Here is a 21,473-nt window from a genome sequence, read left to right as displayed (position 1 = left end):
TCACCATCGTCAGCGCGGCCCTGTCCACGCCCTGCGGGTTTTCCTGCAGGGCTGACCAGAGACGGTCTCTGATCCCCTCGTCTTCCTGGTCTGCCTGCAGTGGTCATGCAGCGCCCGAGCTCTCTTGAGCTTGAGCGTCCTGCGCATTTTCCACTCACCGAGTTGAACTGGCCTGGCGGCGTCTCCTGGCGCGGCTTCGGTCCCCCATCCGTTGCGCTGGCCGGAAAGGCCTTGCGAAGCGATGTGGTCGGTCGCTCGGGCGGACCAGAGCTCTAAGACAATGGCATTGATCAACCTGCGCAATCTGGGCGTCACCTTGGGTGCGCCGCTCTTTTCGAACCTCAACCTTGCACTCGAAACCGGCGACCGGATCGGCGTGGTCGCCGCCAATGGCCGTGGCAAATCCACGCTGCTGCGGTCCATTGCCGGCACAGTCGAGCCGACCGCCGGCGACATCATGCGGGGGCGCGGCCTTCGCATTGGCCATGTCGCACAGGACATTCCCGCCGGCCTCATGGGAACGCCGTTTCGCGAGGCGGTCTGCCAGGCCCTGTCCGTGGCCGAGATCGAGGCCGAAGCCTGGCGGGCGGATGTCGTGCTCGATTCCCTCGATGTGCCGCAGGCGCTGCGTGTCCTGCCGCTCGGCCGGCTGAGCGGCGGCTGGCAAAGGCTCGCCATGCTGGCGCGCGCCTGGGTTGCCGATCCGGATGTCCTGCTTCTGGACGAGCCGACCAATCACCTCGATCTCGCCCGGATCAGCCAGCTGGAAGACTGGCTGAACAGCCTGCCGCGCAACGCTGCCGTTGTCATCGCGAGCCATGACCGGGCTTTCCTCGATGCCACGACCAATCGGACCTTGTTCCTCAGGCCGATCGCCTCGGAGGTCTTCTCGCTGCCCTACGCCCGCGCGCGGGTGGCGCTGGACGAAATCGACGCCTCGCAGGAGCGCCGCTATCAGCGCGACATGAAGATGGCCCAGCAACTGCGCCGGCAGGCCGCCAAGCTCAACAATATCGCCGTCAATTCGGGCAGCGACCTGCTGACCGTGAAAACCAAGCAGCTGAAGCAGAAGGCCGGTCGCCTGGAGGATGGCGCGCGGCCGGCGCATCAGGAACGCTCGGCCGGGGCCATCAAGCTCGCCAATCGCGGCACCCATGCCAAGGTCCTGGTGTCGTTCGACGACGCCCAAGTCGAAACGCCTGACGGAAAGCTCCTGTTCCGCACCGGCAAGCGCTGGATCTGCCAGGGCGACCGCATCGTCCTGCTTGGACGAAACGGCGCCGGAAAGTCGCGCTTCGTCAGCTTGCTCAAGGAGACGATCGCGCGGCCCGAGGCCGCAACCGAGGCGATCAAGGTCACGCCGTCGCTGGTGCTCGGGCATAGCGACCAGGGCCTTGCCGAACTCGCCGACGGCGACACGCCGGCCGGCACGATCAGCCGGCGCTTCGAGGTTGGCGACCAGCGGGCGCGCGCCTTGCTCGCCGGCGCCGGTCTCGACATCGACCTGCAGAATCGCGCGGTCGGCAATCTGTCGGGCGGCCAGAAGGCGCGGCTGGCCATGCTTGTCCTGCGGCTGACCAATCCCAATTTCTACCTTCTGGACGAACCGACCAATCATCTCGACATCGACGGGCAGGAGGCGCTCGAGGGCGAACTCGCCGACCAGCAGGCCAGCTGCCTGCTGGTCTCGCATGACCGCAGTTTCGTCAGGGCGGTGGGCAACCGGTTCTGGCTGATCGAGGGGCGGCGCCTGATCGAGCTCGAAAGCGCCGAGCCGTTCTTCGCCTCGGTCGCCGGAGGCCGGACATGACGGGGCTTGCGGCCAGCACGAAGGGGTGGGGAGACCGCTCCACCCTCTGCCGCGCCCGGACCCGCGGCCATGTCTTGTGGCCTAAGCAGAAACCCTCCCGGGCTCGGCCGAAGCTCTTCGCCGCTTGACCTGACCCATCGCCGGTCCTATTGCCACAGGTGGGACATCCCTCCCCAACGAGGGACGTCCATCTGTGAGGATGGAGATCCAGAATGGCGACCACCGCCCCTACCGCGCGTCCGCGCGTGCCTAACTTTTCGTCCGGCCCCTGCGCCAAGCGCCCCGGCTGGTCCCTCAAAGCTCTCGGCGACGCATCGCTCGGTCGCTCGCACCGCGCCAAGGTCGGCAAGGCCAAGCTCAAGCTTGCCATCGACCTGACCCGTGAGGTGTTGCAGGTGCCGGCGGATTACCGCATCGGCATCGTGCCGGCCTCCGATACCGGCGCCGTCGAGATGGCGCTCTGGTCGATGCTCGGCGCCCGCGGTGTCGACATGGTGTCCTGGGAAAGCTTCGGTGACGGTTGGGTCACCGATGTGGTCAAGCAGCTGAAGCTGGCCGACGTCCGCACCATCACCGCCGGTTATGGCGAGCTGCCGAACCTCAACAAGATCGACACCAAGACGCGCGACGTGGTGTTCACCTGGAACGGCACGACCTCCGGCGTGCGCGTGCCGAACGGCGACTGGATCGCCGCCGACCGCGAAGGCCTGACCATTTGCGACGCGACCTCGGCGGCCTTCGCGCAGCGGCTCGACTGGCCGAAGCTCGATGTCGTCACCTTCTCCTGGCAGAAGGTGCTGGGCGGCGAAGCGGCACACGGCATGCTGATCCTCAGCCCGCGTGCGGTCGAGCGCCTGGAGACCTACAAGCCGTCCTGGCCCTTGCCCAAGATCTTCCGCATGACCAAGGGCGGCAAGCTGATCGAAGGCATTTTCGAAGGCGAGACGATCAACACGCCGTCCATGCTCTGCGTCGAGGATTATATCGACGCGCTGAAATGGGGCCAGAAGGTCGGTGGTCTCGACGGGCTGGTGAAGCGTGCCGACGGCAATGCCCGGGTCATCGCCAAATTTGTCAAGGCGAATGACTGGATCGACTTCCTGGCGGTCAAGCCGAAGACCCGGTCGAACACTTCCGTGTGCCTGAAGTTCACCGATCCGGCGGTCACCGCATTGCCGGCCGAGGCCCAGGCGGCGTTTGCCAAGGGTGTCGTCTCGACGCTCGAAAAGGAAGGCGTCGGCCTCGATCTCGGCCACTATCGCGACGCCCCTCCGGGCCTGCGCATCTGGTGCGGCGCCACCGTCCAGTCGCGCGATCTGAAGGCGCTGATGCCGTGGATCGAATGGGCTTTCGAGGCCGAGAAGGCCAAGCTCAAGAAGGCGGCCTGAGGCCAGCCTTCTCAGCCCTCTCGCGCGATCGGGCGAGAGGGCCTCATTCCCTTAATTCACCGCTGACCGGAGCCCATCACCATGGCCCCTCGCGTTCTCATTTCCGATGCTCTCTCGCCCGCCGCCGTCCAGATCTTCAGGGATCGCGGCATCGATGTGGATTTCCAGCCGGCGCTCGGCAAGGACAAGGACAAGCTCGCCGCGATCATCGGCGACTATGACGGCCTGGCGATCCGCTCGGCCTCCAAGGTGACCCCGGCGATTCTCGCCAACGGCACCAAGCTGAAGGTGATCGGCCGCGCCGGCATCGGCGTCGACAATGTCGACATCCCCGCTGCCACCGCCAAGGGCATCATCGTGATGAACACGCCCTTCGGCAATTCGATCACGACCGCCGAACACGCGGTCGCGATGATGTTTTCCATTGCTCGCCAGATCCCCGATGCCGACCGCACCACCCAGGCCGGCAAATGGGAGAAGAACAAATATATGGGGGTCGAGCTGACCTCCAAGACGCTCGGCATCATCGGCTGCGGCAATATCGGTTCGATCGTCGCCGACCGCGCGCTCGGCCTGAAGATGAAGGTCATCGCCTTCGACCCCTATCTGTCGCCCGAGCGCGCCATTTCGATCGGTGTCGAGAAGGTCGACCTCGAGGACCTGCTGAGGCGTGCCGATTTCATCACGCTGCATGTGCCGATGACCGCGCAGACCCGCAACGTCCTGTCGCGCGAAGCGATCGCCAAGACCAAGAAGGGCGTGCGCATCATCAATTGCGCGCGTGGCGGCCTGGTCGACGAGGTGGCGCTGCGCGAGGCGCTCGATTCAGGCCATGTCGCGGGCGCCGCCTTCGACGTGTTCTCGGAAGAGCCGGCCACCACCAATCCGCTGTTCGGCCATCCCAATGTGATCTGCACGCCGCATCTGGGGGCTGCCACCACCGAGGCGCAGGAAAACGTCGCGCTGCAGGTGGCCGAGCAGATGTCCGACTATCTCCTGACCGGCGCGATCACCAATGCGGTGAATTTCCCGTCGATCTCGGCGGAAGAGGCACCGAAGCTCAGGCCCTTCGTGGCGCTCGCCGAAAAGCTCGGTTCGTTCCTCGGCCAGCTCACCGAGGCGCCGATCAAGGGCATCCGGATCGAGTTCGAAGGTGCGGTTGCCGATCTCAACGTCCGGCCGCTGACCGCCGCCGCGGTGACCGGCGTGCTCCGGCCGTTCCTCTCCGACATCAACATGGTCAATGCGGTCGGCATCGCGACCGAAAAGGGCATCACCGTCGACGAGGTGAAGCGCGAGGCGCCGGGCAATCTGGAAAGCCGCATCCTGATCACTGTCGATGCCGAGGACATGCCGCGCCATGCCGCCGGCACGGTGCTGGCCGACGGCAAGCCGCGCATCGTCGAGATCCGTCATATCGCCATGGACGCGGAATTCGCGCCGCACATGCTTTATGTCCGCAACGACGACAAGCCGGGGTTCATTGGCCAGTTCGGCATGCTGCTCGGCAATGCCGGGGTCAATATCGCGACCTTCAATCTCGGCCGCGACAAGCCCGGCGGGGATGCCATCTGTTTCGTCGCGGTGGACGAAAAGGTGTCCGACGAGCTGCTCGCCAAGATCCACGAGATCAGCCATGTGAAGCGGGCGCGCCGCCTGGTGTTCTGAGCCGGCGCCGGTTTGTCTGGCGCCTGGGCCATGACCGAGATCATTGCGGCCGGTTCGCTCAAAGCGGGCCGGCCGCAATCCTCGCCTCGTGACACCATCCATTATGAGTACACGACCTAGACTGGCGACTCGCTTTCCTGGGGTGATCCATGTCCGCGCTTCCGCGTCTCGCGCTCGGCTTCGTTGCCGGCGCCTTGTCCATTCTCATCTTCGACCAGGCGACGAGTTTTGCCCTGAACCAGCTGGGGCTGGCGCAGATTCCGGTCTATTCGCTGCGCCCGGCGTCGCCGCTCGGCATTCCGCAGATCGCCAACCAGTGCCTCTGGGGCGGGCTCTGGGGCATCCTCTTCGTGATCCTGTGGGACCGGTCGAGCTTCCAGGCGAGCGGCCATGCCCTGGCGATCGTCTTCGGCATTTTCGCCGGCGCCCTGGTCTGGGGCGCGACCTCGCTCGCCTTCGGTGATTTCCGGGCGATCGCGGTCGGTGTCTTGTTCGGCGCCCTCATCGCCGGACTGATTGCGTTGTTCGGCGCCGGCGTCCTGTTCGGCCTGCTGTTCGGGGTGATGGGACCGGCCATGGTCAATTGGGTGGTCCTGCCGGTCGTCCGGGGGCAGGCGCTGTTCGGCGGTTCCGGGCGGATCGCCGTCACGGCCGTCATCGGCGCCATGTTCGGGCTCGGCATGGCGGTGCTGCTGTCATTGACGGCGCGGCTGGCGGGTGGCGGACGAGGCTAGCGCTTGCCGCTTTCGGCGACCGCGATGCCGCCGAGCACCAGCACCAGCGCCACCGCATGGTACCAGGCGAAGAGTTCGCCAAGGATCAGCGGTCCGAGGATCGCCGCCCAGACCGGCACGAGATTGACCCAGAGACCGGCCCGGCCGGGGCCGATCAGTTCGACCCCGCGCATGAACAGAAGCTGGGCGACGAAGCCCGGCAGCACCGCCACATAGGCAATGATCGCAAGCGCCTTCCAGTCCGGCCAGAGCGCGGTTCCGGTGGCGAATTCCGCCGCGACCAGCGGCAGCGACGAGATCAGCGCCACCGCCGACAGGCCAAGGAAGAATGGCTGCGGCGAAATCTTCGGCCGGTCGCGCAGCGCCACCGTATAGGCGGCATAACCGAGGCAGCCGACCAGCATGAGCAGGTCGCCGAGATTGAAGGCGAGCCCGAGCAATTGTTCCAGATGGCCCCGGGTCGCCAGCGTCACGATGCCGACGAGGGTCACCACGATGCCGATCATCTGCAGGCCGGTGATCCGGGTGCGATGGGCGAGAAAGGCGCCGATCAGCACCATGACCGGGATGGAGCCCTGGATGATGCCCATGTTCACCGCGGTGGTATATTGCGCCGCCAGGTAGAACAGGGCGTTGAAGCCGGTGAAGCCAACCACGCCCATGATGGCGATCCACCAGGCATTGGCCTTGATCGCGGGCCATTCCTGCCGGAAGGCCGGGCCGGCCACCGCGACCATGATCGCGAGCGTGCCGACCCAGCGCAAAGTGGTCAGCATCATCGGCGAGACATGGCCGACCGCCATGCGGCTCGCGACCGCGTTGCCGGCCCAGATCAAGGTGGTGGCAGCCAGGACAAGGTAGGGGTTGTCGTTGAGGCGCATGCGCTGCCGGGTTCCCGCGGGGCGCGCACTATAGACGGCCGGCATGACGACTGTCAGGCGCAGCCGGCGCATTCGAGCGATGCGGCGCGCAAGCGCTGTCATGCCGATCGGGGCTCGGACCCGCCATTTTCTGAAACGCCGTGGTAATGCATTGGTAAATATGGAAAATACATTTCATCGTTTCGTCATCCGAGAGTCATAGAAGGAGACGCGACGGCCGATCCCTCGCCGTCGCCCCCGGACTTTCGGTTGCGCCGCCCGAAACCCCCGCAAGCCAGGAGAGGCTCGTGACATCAGTTGCCCTGATCTCCTGGGCGGTCCTGGCGGTCGGCGGCACGCTGATGGTCGCCACGCCGGCCGGGGCACAGAGCCGCGACCGGATCCAGGTCACCGGTTCGTCGACGGTTTTCCCCTTCACCGCGGCGGTGGCCGAACGGTTCGGCCAGAAGCACGGCAAGGCGCCGATTGTCGAGGCGACCGGCACGGGCGGTGGCATGCGCCTGTTCTGCGGCGGGGTCGGCAGCCACACCCCCGATGTCGTCAATGCCTCGCGCCGGATGACGCCGTCGGAGTTCGACGCCTGCCGGCGCAACGGCGTGACGCCGATCGAGGTGAGGGTTGGCTTCGATGGCATCGTCATCGCCAATTCCCGCGCCACGGGTGGCATGCAGATCACGCTCGAGCAGCTCTACATGGCGCTCGCCGCGGAGGTGCCGAATGCCCAGGGCCAGCTTGTCGCCAATCCGCACCGCTCCTGGTCGGACATCTCACCGAACCTGCCGGCGCAGAAGATCGAGGTGCTCGGTCCGCCGCCGACCTCGGGCACGCGCGACGCGCTGAACGAGCGCGGCCTGCTCGAAGGCTGCAAGGAGGCCCAGCGGCGCCTGGACGTTCGGATCGATGCGCGCGCCTGCCAGCAGGTGCGCGCCGACGGCGCCTATGTCGAGGCCGGCGAGAACGACAACATCATCGTCCAGCGCTTGCAGGCCAATACCGGCGCGTTCGGGATTTTCGGCTACTCCTTCATGGAAGAGAACCAGGACAAGATCCAGAGCGCGCGCATCGACGGCGTCGAGGGCACGGTGGACACGATCGCCTCCGGCCGCTACCCGCTGGCCCGCTCATTGTTCATCTATGTGAAGAGGGACCATATCGGCGTGATCCCGGGCCTGCAGGCATTTGTCGACGAATATGTCTCCGAGGCGGCCATGGGCGAGGACGGCTATCTCGAGCGCAAGGGTCTGGTGCCGCTGCAGCGGGCCGAGCGCGAGGCGGTTGCGCGCGCCGCGCGTAGTGCGACCGGCATGACCGGTCTTTGACGGGTTTCGCGGGCGATACCGATGTTCCCAATCCTGTCCGGCCTTCTCGTCGCGATCGCCATCATCTGCCTGCCGCTCGGGCGCAGGCGGTCGGCCGTGCTGGCGGGCCCGGATTTTGCGGCGATGCATTCCAGGCCGGGCTATCATGGCTGGTGGCTCGCGCTGATGACCGCCGGCCCGGCATTCGCCGTGCTGGCGTTGTGGTCGCTGGTCGCGCCACGCCTCGTGCGGGCCTCGCTGTTCGCTGAATTCTCGGCCGAGACGGCTGGCTTCAGCCGCGCCCAGCGCGACGGCTTCTGGCGCGACGTGCAGGCCATTGCCGGAGGTGATGTCGCGGCCTTGCGCGACGGCTTGCGCGAACAGGCGGCACTTGCCTTCGCCAGGCTGGATGAGATCTCGGTCGCCGCCATGATCGCCGTCATGGTGGTGGTCGGTGCCGTGGGCTTCGTGATCGCCTGGCGGGCGATTTCGCCAGGCTTTCGTGCCCGCGACCGGGTGGAAGGCGCGGTCCGGCTGTTCCTGATGGCATCGGCGGGGCTCGCCGTCCTGACCACCATCGGCATCGTGCTGTCGCTGATCGTGGAATCGCTGCGGTTCTTTTCGATGATCAATCCGATCGATTTCCTGTTCGGACTGACCTGGACACCGCAGCAGATGGCGTTCCGGGCCGATCAGGTCGGCGGCACCGCGGCTTTCGGTTTCGTGCCCCTGCTCGCCGGCACATTGCTGATCACGACGATCGCAATTGCGGTCGCCGCGCCCATCGGCATTCTTGCGGCCATCTACCTCTCCGACTATGCCTCGGCGCCCGTGCGCGCGGTCGGCAAGCCGATGCTGGAGATTCTCGCCGGCATTCCGACCGTGGTCTATGGCTTCTTCGCGGCCCTGACGGTCGCGCCGCTCGTCCGCAATGGCGGCCAGGGCCTCGGTTTCGACGTCTCCTCGGAAAGCGCGCTGGCCGCCGGGGTGGTCATGGGCATCATGATCGTGCCCTTCGTGTCGTCGCTCTCCGACGACGTCATCAATGCGGTGCCGCAGTCGTTGCGCGACGGTTCGATGGGGCTCGGCGCGACCAGATCCGAAACCATCAGGAAGGTCGTGCTGCCAGCGGCCTTGCCGGGCATCGTCTCGGCCCTGGTCCTGGCGATCTCGCGCGCCATTGGCGAAACCATGATCGTGGTCATGGCCGCCGGCATGGCGGCCAACCTGACGCTCAATCCGCTCGAGGCGGTCACCACGGTCACCGTCCAGATCGGCACGCTTCTGACCGGCGATCAGGAGTTCGACAGCCCGAAGACACTTGCCGCCTTCGCGCTGGGGCTGGCTTTGTTCGCGATCACGCTCGCGCTCAATCTGGTGGCGCTGCGCGTCGTCAAGACCTACCGGGAACAGTATGACTGACATCCCGTCGTCCCGGATCGCCACCGAACTGCATACCGACGCTGCCGCGGTGAAGCGGCTGAAGGCGCGTTATCGCCGTGAATTCGCCTTCCAGGCCTTGGGCCTCGGCGCGCTGCTGCTGGCCGCCGGCTTCCTGGTGGTGTTTCTCGCAACCATCATCGTCCAGGCGATACCGGCCTTCACCCAGTCCTATGTGAAGCTCGACGTGGTCCTGAGGCAGGACGACCTCAATCCGCAGAATGCCTCGGGCGAAGAGCTCGCCCGGGCGATCAATGCCGGCAATTTCGATGCTCTGGTTGCCGGCGCGCTGCGCGCCCATTTCCCCGATGTGACCGAGCGGGCCGAGCGCCGTGCGCTCAACCATATCGTATCGTCGGGCGCGGCCACGATCCTGCGCCGCCAGGTCCTGGCCGATCTCCTGGCCGATCCGACGCTGATCGGCACGCGGCAGCAGGTGCTGCTGCCGCTCGACGACATGGCCGATCTCTATCTGAAGGGCCAGATCACCGCGCTCCAGGTGGTCAAGGGGGAGGGCGAGCTTCGCCTTTCCGGCGATCGCGGTCTGGTCCAGGTCGCGACGGCTGTGGCGAACTTTCAGGCCACGCTGGCCGCGATCAAGGCCGAACTGATCGTCGCCGTCGACCGGCTCAGGCGCGAACTCGACGGTCAGGAGCGGGTGGCCGCCGGCCTTGAACAGCAACTGGCCCGGCTCGATGCCGGGCTCGCCGATGCGCAGGCCGCGGCCCACGCCAGGCTCCAGGGCCGGATCGCCGAGGAAGGCCGCCAACTCGCCGCGACCCGTGCCGCCATTGCCGGCCTGCGCGAGCGCCTGGCCGCGCTCCAGGCCAAGGCTGCTGCGGCCGAGACCCGCGGGACGCTGGACAGCGGCGTCTCGAGCTTCCTGGTCCGGGCGAATGGCGGTCTGGTCAAGCTCGGCGAGGTCGAGCGCGCCAGCGCCTCCGGCCAGGTCCTCCTGCCGCCGCGCTCGCTCGAAACCGTGCCGAGCGGCCAGTGGGACATCGTCCGGATCGTCGTGCCGGAAGCCAGCCGGCGGATCGGCGACCGCGAGATCGCCTATCTCGAAGCGCTCAAGCAGCGCGGGCTGGTCGAGCGGCGCATCGCCTATGAATTCTTCACCGGCGGCGCCTCGCGCGAGCCGGAACTGGCGGGCGTCTGGGTGGCGATCGTCGGTTCGTTCCTGACGCTCTTGGTCACCCTTGCGCTGTGCTTTCCGGTCGGCGTCGCAGCCGCGATCTATCTCGAGGAATTCGCGCCACGGAACCGGGCAACCGAGATCATCGAGGTCAATATCAACAATCTGGCCGCGGTGCCGTCGATCATCTATGGCCTGCTCGGGCTGGCGGTCTTCCTCAACGTCTTCGAAATGCCGCGCTCGGCGCCGGTGGTCGGCGGGCTGGTGCTGGCGCTGATGACCCTGCCGATCATCATCATCGCCGCGCGCGCCGCCATCCGCGCCGTGCCGCCTTCGGTGAAGGAAGCCGCGCTCGGGGTTGGCGCCTCGCATCAGCAGGCGGTGTTCCATCATGTCCTGCCGCTGGCCATGCCCGGCATCCTCACCGGCACCATTCTCGGCATGGCGCATGCGCTGGGCGAGACCGCGCCGCTCTTGATGATCGGCATGGTGGCCTTCGTCGTGGATCTGCCCGGCGGCTTCGCGGATGCGGCGACGCTGCTGCCGGTGCAGATCTTCATGTGGGCGGACTTTCCCGAACAGGCGTTCCGGCACAAGACGGCGGCCGCCATCCTGGTGCTGCTCCTGTTCCTCATTGCCATGAATGCGCTGGCGGTGTTTCTGCGCAGGACATTCGAGCGTCGCTGGTAACCAGCGCAAAGCCGCCGAAAAGGTGAAGTCGATGAGTTCGGTTCGCAATCTCGAGATCGCGGTTTCGGCCGCCGGCAAGGCGCCGGCGCAGCCTGGCCGGCCGAAGCTCACCGGCCGGAACGTCAACGTCTTCTATGGCGACAAGCAGGCCATCAAGGACGTCAATGTCGATATTCCCGAGCGCTCGGTCATGGCTTTCATCGGCCCCTCGGGCTGCGGCAAGTCGACCTTCCTGCGCTGCTTCAACCGGATGAACGACACCATCCCGATCTGCCGGGTGACCGGCGACATCCGGATCGATACCCAGGACATCAACGACAAGGCGCTCGACGTGGTGCAATTGCGCGCCCGCGTCGGCATGGTGTTCCAGAAGCCGAACCCTTTCCCCAAGTCGATCTATGAGAACGTCGCCTATGGGCCGCGCATCCATGGCCTGGTCAGGACCCGTCTCGGCCTCGACCAGGTGGTCGAGACCTCGCTGAAGAAGGCCGGCCTGTGGAACGAGGTGAAGGACCGGCTCAATGATTCAGGCACCGGCCTGTCCGGCGGCCAGCAGCAACGCCTGTGCATTGCCCGGGCGATCGCTGTCAGCCCGGAGGTGATCCTGATGGACGAGCCGTGCTCGGCGCTGGATCCGATCGCCACCGCCCGTATCGAGGAACTGATCGACGAGCTGAAGCAGAACTTCACCATCGTCATCGTCACCCATTCGATGCAGCAGGCCGCCCGCGTGTCGGAGCGCACCGCCTTCTTCCATCTCGGCGTGTTGGTCGAGGAGGGCGCGACCGATCAGATCTTCACCAATCCGCGCGACAAGCGCACCCGCGACTATATTACAGGCCGCTTCGGCTGATCTGTCCGGTTGGCCTCGTCGGTTGACCTGGCGCGGCAGCTTCGTTGTTGAAATATAAGCGTATTTTCTTTGATGTTGGGCTGGAGGCCGCCGTGCTTCCGCCGCCAGTCGGTCATATTCCTTTGGGTAATTGAGCCGATTCAACGCGAGGAGCGCCCCATGTTGCCGCAACGCATCGTTGCCTTGTCCGTGCTGTTCCTGTTGCCGACGGCGGTGGCAAGCGCCGCCGAGTTCGACCTGCCGTCGCGCGTCGAGGCGGTCACGGTTTTCCCCGACGGCGCCAGCATCACCCGCCGCTTTTCGGTCGAGGTGCCGGCCGGCGAACATGTCCTGGTGCTCGGCGACCTGCCGCCCAGCGCCGATCCGGGCTCGCTCCGGGTCGCCGGCGCCGGCGAGGGCCGGCTGGTCATCGGTTCGGTCGATGCCCGCCAGCCGCGCGCCTTCGAGCGGACCGATCCGGCGCGGGTGCAGCAGCTCGAAGCATTGCGCGACGAGCGTCTGTCGCTGGACGACCGGATCGGTGCCGAGCGCCTGCGCAAGCGCGCCGCCGAAGCCCTGGTCGCCGGCTCGACGCTGGCCGGTGGCGAGCGTGGCTTGAATGTCGGCGAAGCGCGCCAGGCCTTTGCCGCGGCGGTGGAGGAGACCAATGCCGCCGATCGTGCCATCCGCCAGGCCGAGCAGCGCCAGCGCGTGCTCGACCGCGAGATCGCAACCATCGAGGCGGCGCTGCGCCAGCAGCCGCCGCAACGCCTCGAAGCGCGCATCGCGGTGGAGGCCGGAGCTGCGTTCCGTGGCGACCTGACCGTGACCTATGCCGTGCGCGGCGCGCGCTGGTCGCCGGTCTATGACGCCAGGCTCACGACATCGGGCGCAAAGCCGGCGCTCGAACTGGTCCGGCGGGCCGAGATCCGCCAGGAAACCGGCGAGGACTGGCCAAACGTCGCGATGACCGTTTCGACCGTCAGGATCGCGCGCGGCGGCGCCGCGCCGCAACTGGCCTCGATGATCATCCGCTTCAGCGAACCACGCCGGTCGGCGGTCGACGCCATCGGCGCCGGCTCGCCGCGGGGCTATGCCGCAGCTCCGGCGCCCACGACCCCGGCGATAACCGCCGGTGATGACACGCGAAGGCTGGAGCGTGGCCGGGTCGACGAGGCCGAGGCGGTTGTCGAGGCGGCTGGCTTCCAGGCCGCTTTCGTGCTTCCCGGCCGCACCACCATCACCTCCGGTGACGGCGCCAGGGCCTTGCGGATCGCGTCGACGGCGATCGAGCCGCAGCTGATTTCGCGGGCGACGCCGAGCGTCGATCCGACCGCCTTCCTCGAAGCGCAGTTCAAATATGCCGGCGAGGTGCCGCTGATGCCCGGCCGGGTGTCGCTCTACCGCGACGGCGTCTTCGCCGGCCGCACCCAGATCGCCGCCGCGACCCGCGACGATGTCGTCAATCTCGGCTTCGGCCCGGATGATCTGGTCCGGCTCGAATATCAGGTGGTCCGGCGCACCGACGGTTCGGCCGGCATCATCACTTCGTCGCGGACCGAGGAGCGCGAGTTCAAGATCATCGCGCGCAATGGCGCGCAGAGCCCGCGCCAGCTGGTCATCGAGGATCGCCTGCCGGTGACCGAGGTCCAGGACATCACGGTCGAAGCGCTGCCCGGAGCGACCGCGCCGACGGCGCGCGACGTCAAGGGACGGCGTGGAATCGTCGAATGGGCCTTCGATCTGGCGCCCGGCGCGTCGCGTGAGATTCGCCACGGGTGGCGGCTGCGCTGGCCGGCCGACAAGGTGCTCGCCCCGGTCCAGGGACGTTCCTGAGCCCCAAAACCATCGAAACAGGTGCAAAGGAGCCCCTGCGTCAAGCGGACTTGCCACCCCCGTCATGATCCTTTATCCGCACAGTGCAAGGACCCCGGCCATCGCGATGAGCGCGCGGTCGGGGTTTGCCTTGCCACGAACAGGTCAGGATAGAGACCATGGCAAACGTGGTGGTCGTCGGTTCGCAGTGGGGCGACGAGGGCAAGGGCAAGATCGTCGACTGGCTGTCGAGCCAGGCCGACGTGGTGGTACGCTTTCAGGGCGGCCACAATGCCGGGCATACGCTGGTCATTGACGGCGTCACTTATAAACTGTCGCTTCTGCCCTCGGGCATCGTCCGGCCCGGCAAGCTGTCGGTGATCGGCAATGGCGTGGTCATCGACCCGCATGCCTTGATCGCGGAGATCGAACGGGTCTCGGCACAGGGCGTGACGATCACGCCGGAAACGCTCAGGGTGGCGGAGAACGCCTGCCTGATCCTGTCGCTGCACCGCGAACTCGATCTGCATCGGGAATCGGCCAATACCGCCGGCACCAAGATCGGCACCACCGGCCGCGGCATCGGCCCGGCCTACGAGGACAAGGTTGGCCGGCGCGCCATCCGGATGACCGATCTCGTCGACCTCACCGCGTTGATGCCGAAGATCGAGCGGCTCTTGACCCATCACAACGCGCTGCGCCGCGGGCTCCGGCTCGCCGAGATCGATCCGCAGGCGATCTATGATGAACTCGCCGCTGTCGCCCCGAAGGTGCTTCCTTATGTCGAGCCGGTGTTCGACCTGCTCTACAACGAGAAGCGGGCGGGCAAGCGCATCCTGTTCGAAGGCGCGCAGGGCACGCTGCTCGACATCGATCACGGCACCTATCCCTTCGTCACCTCGTCCAACACGGTGGCCGGCCAGGCCGCCGCTGGTTCGGGCATGGGCCCGGGCGCGGTCAATTACGTCCTCGGCATCACCAAGGCCTATACCACGCGGGTCGGCGGCGGCCCGTTCCCGACCGAACTCGATGACGACAACGGTCGGATCATGGGCGAACGCGGCCGCGAATTCGGCGTCGTCACCGGACGCAAGCGCCGTTGCGGCTGGTTCGATGCGGTTCTGGTGCGCCAGGCGGTCAAGACCAGCGGCATTGACGGCATCGCGCTGACCAAGCTCGATATTCTCGATGTGTTCGAAGAGATCCAGGTTTGTGTCGCCTACGAACTTGACGGCAAGCGCATCGATTTGTTGCCGGCCAGCCAGGAGGCGCAGGCCCGCGTGAAACCGATCTATGAGACAATCGAGGGTTGGCCCTCGGGCACGGCGGGCGCCCGCTCCTGGGGCGAGCTGCCGGCCCAGGCGATCAAATACGTGCGTCGCATCGAGGAATTGATCGGCTGCCCGGTTGCCCTACTATCGACCAGTCCGGAGCGCGACGACACGATTCTCGTGCGCAACCCGTTCGAGTAGAATGTCAGGGGGCCAGTCCCCCTAAGGGAGGCGACAGAGCATAACGCAATGGCCGATTACACGCCCTTGATCTCCCGGGCCGTCACGGCTTTGACGGAGAACACTGGCGAGGCACGCCGCGCGGTCTATGACCGCGCGCGAGCGGCCTTGGTTGCACAATTGCGCGGCATGGATCCGCCGCTTGCCGAAGAGCACATCACGCGCGAGCGGCTGTCGCTGGAAGACGCGATCCGCAAGGTCGAGGCCGACAGCACGGCCGAGAGCCTCGATGCCATGATGGAGCGCGAGCTCGCCGGTATCGCCGCCGCGGTGGCGACCGTCAGGCCCGAGGCGGTTTCGGTCGACGGCGCCAAGGCGGTCAGCGATGCGGCCCATGAGGCCGAGGCGCTCGGCGATGCCGCGGCCAATGCGAGGCGCGTCGCGCAGGATCAGCTGGTCGCCTCGGAGCCGGCCGAGCCGGTGTCTCAGCGGGTCGAGCCGAATGTCGATTTCGGTCAAGGCAGCGCGACGGCAGAAGCGGCAACCGCTGCGCCATCCCTCGATGAGGGCGCACGCCAGTCGTCGCTGGCGCCGATCCGGCCGCGGGTTTCCGTGCTGGGCGCCGACGATGAGGTCGAAACCGCCCGCAAGGGGCGCGGTGGCCTGATCGCCGCGGGACTGGTCGTCTTGATTCTGGGCGCGGCCGCGGCGGTGGGTTGGTATTTTGCCACGCAGCCCGTGCGCCCGCCGTCGCCGGTCACCGCCCAGCGCCCGCCGGTACCGGCCCCACCCGTGCCGCCTGCGCCGGATGGCGAGCGGCCGAAGATCACCGACCGTGTCGGTGGCGAGACGCCGGCACCGGTCGCGCCGCGGCCAGCGCCGGCCGATCCGGTCCAGCCGCCGGCTCCGGCTCCGGCTTCGACACCGCCGACCGCTGCGACACCCGAGCCGGCGCCGCCTCCGGTCGCAACACCGGTGCCGCCGCCGCCCGCCGCAGCGCCTGCGCCGGCCGCAGCGCCTGCGCCGGCCGCGCCGCCGGTTCCCGAGGCCAGCCCCACGGCACCGGCCGCCACCGCCCCGCCGCCTGGTTCCCTTGTGGTGGCGCAGCGGGCTGCCCTGTTCGAGGAGACACCGGGCAATCAGGCCGGCACGCTGATGCAGGGTTCGGTCATCTGGCGGACACAGACCGTCAGCGTCGGCCGCGGTCAGCCGCCGGATCTGGTGCTGGTGGGCGAGGTGACCATCCCCGAACGCCGCATGACGGTGACGGTGACGATCCGGCGCAATCTCGACGAGACCTTGCCGGCCACCCATACGATCGAGATCGTCTTCGCCCTGCCGCGCGACTTCGAGTTCCGTGGCGTCGCCGAAGTGCCGGGCGTGCTGATGAAGCCGTCCGAACAGGCCCGTGGCGTGCCGCTGGTCGGCCAGGCGGTGCGCGTGACCAACGGGTTCTTCTTCGTTGGCCTGTCGGCGGCGCTCGATTCCGACAAGGTCGGCAATATCGAGGCGCTCAGGTCGCGCGCCTTCATCGACATCCCCATGCGTTACGATACCGGTCGGCGCGCCATTCTGACCATCGAGAAGGGCGTCGCCGGCGATCGCGCCTTCGAAGAGGCTCTGTCGGCCTGGGGCCAATAAGGCAGGCCGGGCGGCCGCGCCCCGGGGCCAGCGAAGTTCGAGCAGTTCAGACGAAAAAGGGGAGGTCTGTCGGACCTCCCCTTGGCATTTCCGGGCAGCCGGCCGAAGTCGGCTGGATCAAGGAGCGGCGAGCGCCGACGGCGCGCCTTCCAGCGCCCGCATCGACTTCACCACCGCATCCTGCACCTTCTCGAAGGCGCGCACCTCGATCTGGCGGACGCGCTCGCGCGACACGCCGAAACGTTCGGCCAGCTCTTCCAGGGTGATCGGATCGTCCTTCAGGCGGCGTTCCTCGAAGATGATGCGCTCGCGCTCGTTGAGCACGGTCAGCGCCTTCATCAGCGCGGAGCGCCGGTTGTCGGCCTCCTCGGACTCGGCCAGCACGTTTTCCTGGCTGTCGCTGTCGTCGGCCAGCCAGTCCTGCCACTCGCCGTCGCCGTCCTCGCGCAGCGGCGCGTTGAGCGAGGCGTCACCGCCGAGCCGGCGGTTCATGTCGATGACGTCCTGCTCCTCGACACCCAGCTTGGTGGCGATGATCTTGACCTGGTCGGGGCGAAGGTCGCCGTCTTCCAGAGCCGAGATCGAGCTCTTCGCCTTGCGCAGGTTGAAGAACAGCTTCTTCTGGTTCGCGGTCGTGCCCATTTTCACGAGCGACCACGAGCGCAGGATATACTCTTGAATCGAGGCCTTTATCCACCACATGGCGTAGGTGGCGAGACGGAAGCCCTTGTCGGGCTCGAACCGCTTCACCGCCTGCATGAGACCGACATTGCCCTCGGACACGACCTCACCGATCGGCAGGCCGTAGCCGCGATAGCCCATCGCGATCTTGGCGACGAGACGAAGGTGGGAGGTGACGAGCCTGTGCGCCGCCTTGCTGTCGCCGTGTTCGCGCCAGCTCTTGGCGAGCATGTATTCCTCTTGCGGCTGCAACATCGGAAACTTGCGGATCTCGTCGAGATAACGCGACAGACCCGCTTCCGCGGAGAGGATTGGAAGAGAAGCAGCATAAGCCATAAAGCTCTCCTTATTCTCGGCCCCCGGACCATCCGGCGAACCCGGATCGCCTGCCCCAAGGCCCAGGCAACCCGTAGAGCACGGCTGCGAAACGCCAGCCGTGACACCCTCATATATGCACTCAACATGATGGCGGAAGGGTGACTTTCGGACCCTTTTGGGCGCCATATTCGGCAATGCTTCCTTGCATGGATGCATGGGAAGCCGCCCGAACTCCGCGATTATACGCTGCAAGTGCGAAATCGGATGATCACATCGCCGCACGTTCCCGTGAGCGCCGCCGACCCCAAGCAAACCATGCTGCCAGCCGGTTTGTGATCTTACACGGGAGCGCCGAGCGCGTCGACCAGGTGCTGCATGTCGGCCGGCAGGAGGCTCTCGAAATGCAAGACCTTGCCGGTCGTCGGGTGTTCGAAGCCGAGGACCGCGGCGTGCAGGGCCTGGCGTCCGAGCGCCTCGAGCGCCAGGCGGGCGGCATCCGGTAATTTGCTCGTCTTGGTCTTGAAACCCTTGGCATAGGTCTCGTCGCCGAGGAGGGGATGGCCGCGATGGGCCATGTGGACGCGGATCTGATGGGTGCGTCCGGTCTCCAGGCGACAGGACACCTCGGCCACCAGCCCGTCGAGGAAGGCGGTCTCGACGCCGACATGGGTGATCGCCTCGCGGCCACCCTTGCGCACCGCGATCCGTTCGCGATTGCGCGGATCGCGGTCGAGCGGCTCGTCGACGGTGAAGTGGTCGGGCTTCGGCCGGCCCCAGACCAGCGCCACATAGGCGCGCTCCAGCGGGCCGGAGCGGCCGTGGTCGGCGAATTGGCGGCTCAAGGCCACATGCGCCCGATCGGTCTTGGCGACGACCATCAGGCCGGTGGTGTCCTTGTCCAGGCGATGGACGATGCCCGGCCGCCGGATGCCGCCAATGCCGGACAGGCTGGCGCCGCAATGGGCGATCAGCGCATTGACCAGGGTGCCGGTCCAATGGCCGGCGGCGGGATGCACCACCAGGCCCGCGGGCTTGTCGATGACGATCAGCTCATCGTCCTCGAAGACGACGGTGAGCGGGATCGCTTCGCCCAGCGGCGTCGGGTCCTCCGGTTCCGGCACGGCGAGCCGCACCTGGTCGCCTTGATTGACCCTTTGGCCGGCATCCGTCATGGTCCGGCCGCTCAGCGTGACGTGTCCCGCCTCGATCAGCGCCTTCAGGCGCGACCGGCTCAGCGAAGGTACGTGGCGCGCCAGAAGCCGGTCGATCCGCTCGCGCGCCTCGTCCGCCCCCACCACGAAATCCTGCATTTCGTCCGCCACGCCCAAAACTCCATCAGATTGCGCGATGAACAACACTTCCTCCGATCCCGATGTCAACGACCCCGCGAGCGAAGCCGTCGTCGCCAAGATCCGCCGCATCTCGATCGTCTCCTCGATCATCATGATTGCCGGCGTCGGCACGGTGCTGGCGGTGATCGCCTATCGGTTGATGGGCGCGCAGGGGCCGTCCGGCCCGGTGAAGCTCGGCGCCATCGATCCGCAGGGCGGCAAGGTGGTGTCGGCGCTCGCCGCCGACGGCCAGCTGACCGTGACCTATGACCAGAGCGGCGTGCCGGTCATCGTCATCTACGACCTGAAATCGCTGAAGGAAGTGCACCGGATCACGGTGGGCGGCCCGCAGGTGCCACGGCCCTGACCGGCCGCGCGGCGAATTGCCTGATATCGCGCGACAGCGTTCTTGACCGGCCCGGCCCTTTCCGCTTATGAAGCGCGCTCCGCAGCGAATGCGGCCGCGCTCCCTTCGTCTAGCGGTCTAGGACGTCGCCCTCTCACGGCGAAAACAGGGGTTCGAGTCCCCTAGGGAGCGCCAAATCTAAATCATTGAAAATATTTGGAATTTTTTGCCCTGAGTTTGAGCGCTCGGAGATCTTCCCACATAGAACTCCCACAGGGCCGACGTACGACGCGCTAGTTGCGCCGAGTTGCGTTCGCTCGCGCTGCTTCGTGTGCATGCCGGCGTCAAGGATCGCGCCTCGTCACGAGCTTTACCGCACTTGCTCCTCAACCTGCCGACGTCCAAACATGACTGCCGGGCGCTTGCGCGCCTTTGCGGACCAAATTCGTCGCTTTTTTTAACTTTCAGTCGGATCAGCATGAGTGGCGCGGCCGGCCCTCAGCCCCCAATCCGCTTTTCCGTAGGAAGAACTCAAACTTGGCTTGGCTCTGCTTCCTCGCTTCGCTCGAGATTCGGCCAGTACGTCTGCCGTCAATCGGCGAAGCAATCTGCCCAATGACGCTCTTGCAGTTTGAGTGCGGGTGGGGAAGAGGCCGTGCACTAAGTCGCGCCATGCCGACCCGATAAGTATCCGATGCTCTTGCGGGGCATGGCGAGGGCCACCGACTACCACTCCTGAACGGTTCGACTTTGGGTTGAGCCTCTGGAAAGATGCCCGGGGGCGAGGGGTGCATGCAGGGATTAGTCGAGAGGATAGTCAAGGAGCTTCCGAAGCTTGCCGGTGCTTATGCGCTTCACGCCGCCACTTGGTTTGGCGGCGCTGCGGGAATGTTCCTCTTCCTCGGCATCGACGATAGGATCAGGGAATGGGGGCTAGCCAACCAAGGCCTTGTTATAGGCTTGATCCTTATCCATTTTGGACTCTACTGCGTGCAATATAAGGTTTCGGACGAACGTCGAGAGCTCAAGAAGATCCTGGAGAGTCTCGAAAGGAACGGAAAATGAGGGGTTATCTAACGGAACCCGCCTTTTTGGCCCTTCTAGCGTTAGTGATGGTTGGTGCCATTCAGGCCGCCGCCGCCTACCTGTCGCGTGCGAAGTTTGCCGAGCTCAAGAGTATCGCGCAGTCCGTGCTCTCCGACCCCAGGGCCAATCAAGTCGATCGTGATTGGGTAAGGGTTGAAATCAAGGACGCTTTGGATCGCCGTTTCGTATGGGGCGCCGCGTGGTGCGCGCCGCTATTCTTTCCGCTCGCTATCTACGCCATCATGAAAGAGGAAAATGAGACATCGAGCGCCGCAAAAGAATTAGACCCAAACGAAAATAGACGGTTGATTGAAAGAGCTGGACGGCAAGTCGTTAAAATCCACACGGGAACAGATCCCCGTGAGGGTAAGCTTTGGGATGACCCACGTCGCAAGCGAATGGCAGCACTTGCGATGAGTGCGCAGTTCTTATCGGCTCCTCTGAGTACCTTAGTTATCGTTCTAAACCTGGTTACTGCGCTTCCTATCGTCGGAATTTTGTGGCTTTTGGCAGTCTCCCCGCGCTTCGCCATGAAATATCTTAATCCTCGGATTTTCGAAGTGGTTGGAGCTTTTCCGCGCTTTATTCAGGGCTTGGCTTACTTCCGGTAACTCGCGGCATCGGACTGTTTGTACACTGCGGCCTACCCACCGACATTCCGGTTTAGCGGGACATGGATCCCGGGCTGAGGGCACCTGATCCTCCGGGAGCACGTAGAAAACATTGGCATGATCGACCTTTGTCCAACTTAGAGATCGCTCGACCCTGTGGGTTCCCTAGGAGCGCCAAGTTTCAGCGACATCCATAGCGTTGATGCGGGTTCGTCGCCCCGGTTCGCCCGGCCTCGTGCTTTGGCCTTCACCGATTCAGCCTGCACGATGTTCGCGCCTGATTGTCCCAGTGATGGCATCCAGGGTCTCGTCGATCA

Annotated in this window: 16 protein-coding genes, 1 tRNA gene and 2 pseudogenes; 16 read left to right on the top strand and 3 right to left on the bottom strand. The window is 66.0% G+C overall.

Annotation, left to right across the window (positions count from 1 at the left end; translation table 11 throughout):
- Positions 1-280: 280 nt before the first annotated feature.
- From E8M01_RS04790 to E8M01_RS04775, 4 genes are all read left to right on the top strand, one after another.
- Complete coding sequence (locus E8M01_RS04790) at positions 281-1,810, top strand: ABC-F family ATP-binding cassette domain-containing protein (RefSeq protein ID WP_136959071.1); 1,530 nt, start codon at positions 281-283, stop codon at positions 1,808-1,810.
- Between the two features lie 212 nt (positions 1,811-2,022).
- Entirely contained in the window at positions 2,023-3,198 is a 1,176-nt protein-coding gene (locus tag E8M01_RS04785; protein ID WP_136959070.1) for a phosphoserine transaminase, read from the top strand.
- Between the two features lie 81 nt (positions 3,199-3,279).
- Positions 3,280-4,866, top strand: coding sequence for a phosphoglycerate dehydrogenase (serA, locus tag E8M01_RS04780; protein ID WP_136959069.1), 1,587 nt, complete (start codon positions 3,280-3,282; stop codon positions 4,864-4,866).
- Between the two features lie 149 nt (positions 4,867-5,015).
- Positions 5,016-5,600, top strand: a complete 585-nt coding sequence (locus tag E8M01_RS04775) for a hypothetical protein (RefSeq protein WP_136959068.1) — start codon at positions 5,016-5,018, stop codon at positions 5,598-5,600.
- Here E8M01_RS04775 and E8M01_RS04770 read toward each other — a convergent pair.
- The gene (locus E8M01_RS04770; protein ID WP_136959067.1) at positions 5,597-6,481 is read right to left on the bottom strand and encodes a DMT family transporter; all 885 of its coding nucleotides are present in this window, start codon (positions 6,479-6,481) and stop codon (positions 5,597-5,599) included. The genes E8M01_RS04775 and E8M01_RS04770 overlap by 4 nt on opposite strands.
- A gap of 287 nt (positions 6,482-6,768) precedes the next feature.
- Between E8M01_RS04770 and E8M01_RS04765 the strand changes: the two genes are divergently transcribed.
- The 8 genes and pseudogenes from E8M01_RS04765 to E8M01_RS34965 all read left to right on the top strand — a co-directional run bounded on the left by E8M01_RS04765 (position 6,769) and on the right by E8M01_RS34965 (position 16,783).
- A complete protein-coding gene (locus E8M01_RS04765; RefSeq protein WP_246088598.1) occupies positions 6,769-7,800 on the top strand; it encodes a substrate-binding domain-containing protein in 1,032 nt (343 codons plus the stop codon).
- A 21-nt stretch (positions 7,801-7,821) separates the two neighbouring features.
- The gene (gene pstC / locus E8M01_RS04760; protein ID WP_136959066.1) at positions 7,822-9,201 is read left to right on the top strand and encodes a phosphate ABC transporter permease subunit PstC; all 1,380 of its coding nucleotides are present in this window, start codon (positions 7,822-7,824) and stop codon (positions 9,199-9,201) included.
- Positions 9,194-9,697, top strand: a pseudogene (locus E8M01_RS35460) (DUF3333 domain-containing protein); the annotation flags it as partial. The gene pstC and the pseudogene E8M01_RS35460, both read left to right, overlap by 8 nt.
- A gap of 474 nt (positions 9,698-10,171) precedes the next feature.
- Positions 10,172-11,044 (top strand): annotated as a pseudogene (pstA, locus tag E8M01_RS35455) (phosphate ABC transporter permease PstA); the annotation flags it as partial.
- Positions 11,045-11,075: 31 nt separating this feature from the next.
- On the top strand, positions 11,076-11,897 hold the full coding sequence (gene pstB / locus E8M01_RS04750; RefSeq protein WP_136959064.1) for a phosphate ABC transporter ATP-binding protein PstB: 822 nt from the start codon (positions 11,076-11,078) through the stop codon (positions 11,895-11,897).
- A gap of 159 nt (positions 11,898-12,056) precedes the next feature.
- A complete protein-coding gene (locus tag E8M01_RS04745) occupies positions 12,057-13,712 on the top strand; it encodes a mucoidy inhibitor MuiA family protein (RefSeq protein WP_170181783.1) in 1,656 nt (551 codons plus the stop codon).
- Between the two features lie 158 nt (positions 13,713-13,870).
- Positions 13,871-15,163 (top strand): adenylosuccinate synthase, encoded by a 1,293-nt coding sequence (locus E8M01_RS04740; protein ID WP_136959062.1) that lies wholly within the window; start codon positions 13,871-13,873, stop codon positions 15,161-15,163.
- Between the two features lie 48 nt (positions 15,164-15,211).
- Positions 15,212-16,783, top strand: coding sequence for a hypothetical protein (locus E8M01_RS34965; RefSeq protein WP_170181782.1), 1,572 nt, complete (start codon positions 15,212-15,214; stop codon positions 16,781-16,783).
- A 117-nt stretch (positions 16,784-16,900) separates the two neighbouring features.
- On the opposite strand, the gene rpoH is transcribed toward E8M01_RS34965, so the two are convergent.
- Positions 16,901-17,800 (bottom strand): RNA polymerase sigma factor RpoH, encoded by a 900-nt coding sequence (gene rpoH, locus E8M01_RS04720; protein ID WP_136964451.1) that lies wholly within the window; start codon positions 17,798-17,800, stop codon positions 16,901-16,903.
- 320 nt (positions 17,801-18,120) lie between these two features.
- Positions 18,121-19,092 carry an RluA family pseudouridine synthase gene (locus tag E8M01_RS04715; protein WP_246088773.1) on the bottom strand — a complete coding sequence of 324 codons (972 nt, stop codon included), beginning with the start codon at positions 19,090-19,092 and terminating at the stop codon, positions 18,121-18,123.
- A 37-nt stretch (positions 19,093-19,129) separates the two neighbouring features.
- Between E8M01_RS04715 and E8M01_RS04710 the strand changes: the two genes are divergently transcribed.
- The 4 genes from E8M01_RS04710 to E8M01_RS04695 all read left to right on the top strand — a co-directional run bounded on the left by E8M01_RS04710 (position 19,130) and on the right by E8M01_RS04695 (position 21,156).
- Entirely contained in the window at positions 19,130-19,480 is a 351-nt protein-coding gene (locus tag E8M01_RS04710; protein ID WP_170181688.1) for a hypothetical protein, read from the top strand.
- A 98-nt stretch (positions 19,481-19,578) separates the two neighbouring features.
- Positions 19,579-19,654: transfer RNA gene (locus E8M01_RS04705), tRNA-Glu, on the top strand.
- A 597-nt stretch (positions 19,655-20,251) separates the two neighbouring features.
- Positions 20,252-20,524 (top strand): hypothetical protein, encoded by a 273-nt coding sequence (locus E8M01_RS04700; RefSeq protein WP_136959057.1) that lies wholly within the window; start codon positions 20,252-20,254, stop codon positions 20,522-20,524.
- The gene (locus tag E8M01_RS04695) at positions 20,521-21,156 is read left to right on the top strand and encodes a hypothetical protein (RefSeq protein WP_136959056.1); all 636 of its coding nucleotides are present in this window, start codon (positions 20,521-20,523) and stop codon (positions 21,154-21,156) included. Before E8M01_RS04700 ends, E8M01_RS04695 begins: the two co-directional genes overlap by 4 nt.
- Positions 21,157-21,473: the final 317 nt, after the last annotated feature.

The sequence above is a fragment of the Phreatobacter stygius genome (assembly GCF_005144885.1).
In the GTDB taxonomy this organism is placed as follows: Bacteria; Pseudomonadota; Alphaproteobacteria; order Rhizobiales; family Phreatobacteraceae; genus Phreatobacter; species Phreatobacter stygius.
This window is presented reverse-complemented; position numbering and strand designations above follow the sequence as displayed.

What these genes read in the sequence shown, in the direction of transcription:
- E8M01_RS04790 (WP_136959071.1), top strand. Translation starts at nt 281, where the DNA reads ATGGCATTGATCAACCTGCGCAATCTGGGCGTCACCTTGGGTGCGCCG.
- E8M01_RS04785 (WP_136959070.1), top strand. Translation starts at nt 2,023, where the DNA reads ATGGCGACCACCGCCCCTACCGCGCGTCCGCGCGTGCCTAACTTTTCG.
- serA (WP_136959069.1), top strand. Translation starts at nt 3,280, where the DNA reads ATGGCCCCTCGCGTTCTCATTTCCGATGCTCTCTCGCCCGCCGCCGTC.
- E8M01_RS04775 (WP_136959068.1), top strand. Translation starts at nt 5,016, where the DNA reads ATGTCCGCGCTTCCGCGTCTCGCGCTCGGCTTCGTTGCCGGCGCCTTG.
- E8M01_RS04770 (WP_136959067.1), bottom strand. Translation starts at nt 6,481, where the DNA reads ATGCGCCTCAACGACAACCCCTACCTTGTCCTGGCTGCCACCACCTTG.
- pstC (WP_136959066.1), top strand. Translation starts at nt 7,822, where the DNA reads ATGTTCCCAATCCTGTCCGGCCTTCTCGTCGCGATCGCCATCATCTGC.
- pstB (WP_136959064.1), top strand. Translation starts at nt 11,076, where the DNA reads ATGAGTTCGGTTCGCAATCTCGAGATCGCGGTTTCGGCCGCCGGCAAG.
- E8M01_RS04745 (WP_170181783.1), top strand. Translation starts at nt 12,057, where the DNA reads ATGTTGCCGCAACGCATCGTTGCCTTGTCCGTGCTGTTCCTGTTGCCG.
- E8M01_RS04740 (WP_136959062.1), top strand. Translation starts at nt 13,871, where the DNA reads ATGGCAAACGTGGTGGTCGTCGGTTCGCAGTGGGGCGACGAGGGCAAG.
- E8M01_RS34965 (WP_170181782.1), top strand. Translation starts at nt 15,212, where the DNA reads ATGGCCGATTACACGCCCTTGATCTCCCGGGCCGTCACGGCTTTGACG.
- rpoH (WP_136964451.1), bottom strand. Translation starts at nt 17,800, where the DNA reads ATGGCTTATGCTGCTTCTCTTCCAATCCTCTCCGCGGAAGCGGGTCTG.
- E8M01_RS04715 (WP_246088773.1), bottom strand. Translation starts at nt 19,092, where the DNA reads ATGCAGGATTTCGTGGTGGGGGCGGACGAGGCGCGCGAGCGGATCGAC.
- E8M01_RS04710 (WP_170181688.1), top strand. Translation starts at nt 19,130, where the DNA reads ATGAACAACACTTCCTCCGATCCCGATGTCAACGACCCCGCGAGCGAA.
- E8M01_RS04700 (WP_136959057.1), top strand. Translation starts at nt 20,252, where the DNA reads ATGCAGGGATTAGTCGAGAGGATAGTCAAGGAGCTTCCGAAGCTTGCC.
- E8M01_RS04695 (WP_136959056.1), top strand. Translation starts at nt 20,521, where the DNA reads ATGAGGGGTTATCTAACGGAACCCGCCTTTTTGGCCCTTCTAGCGTTA.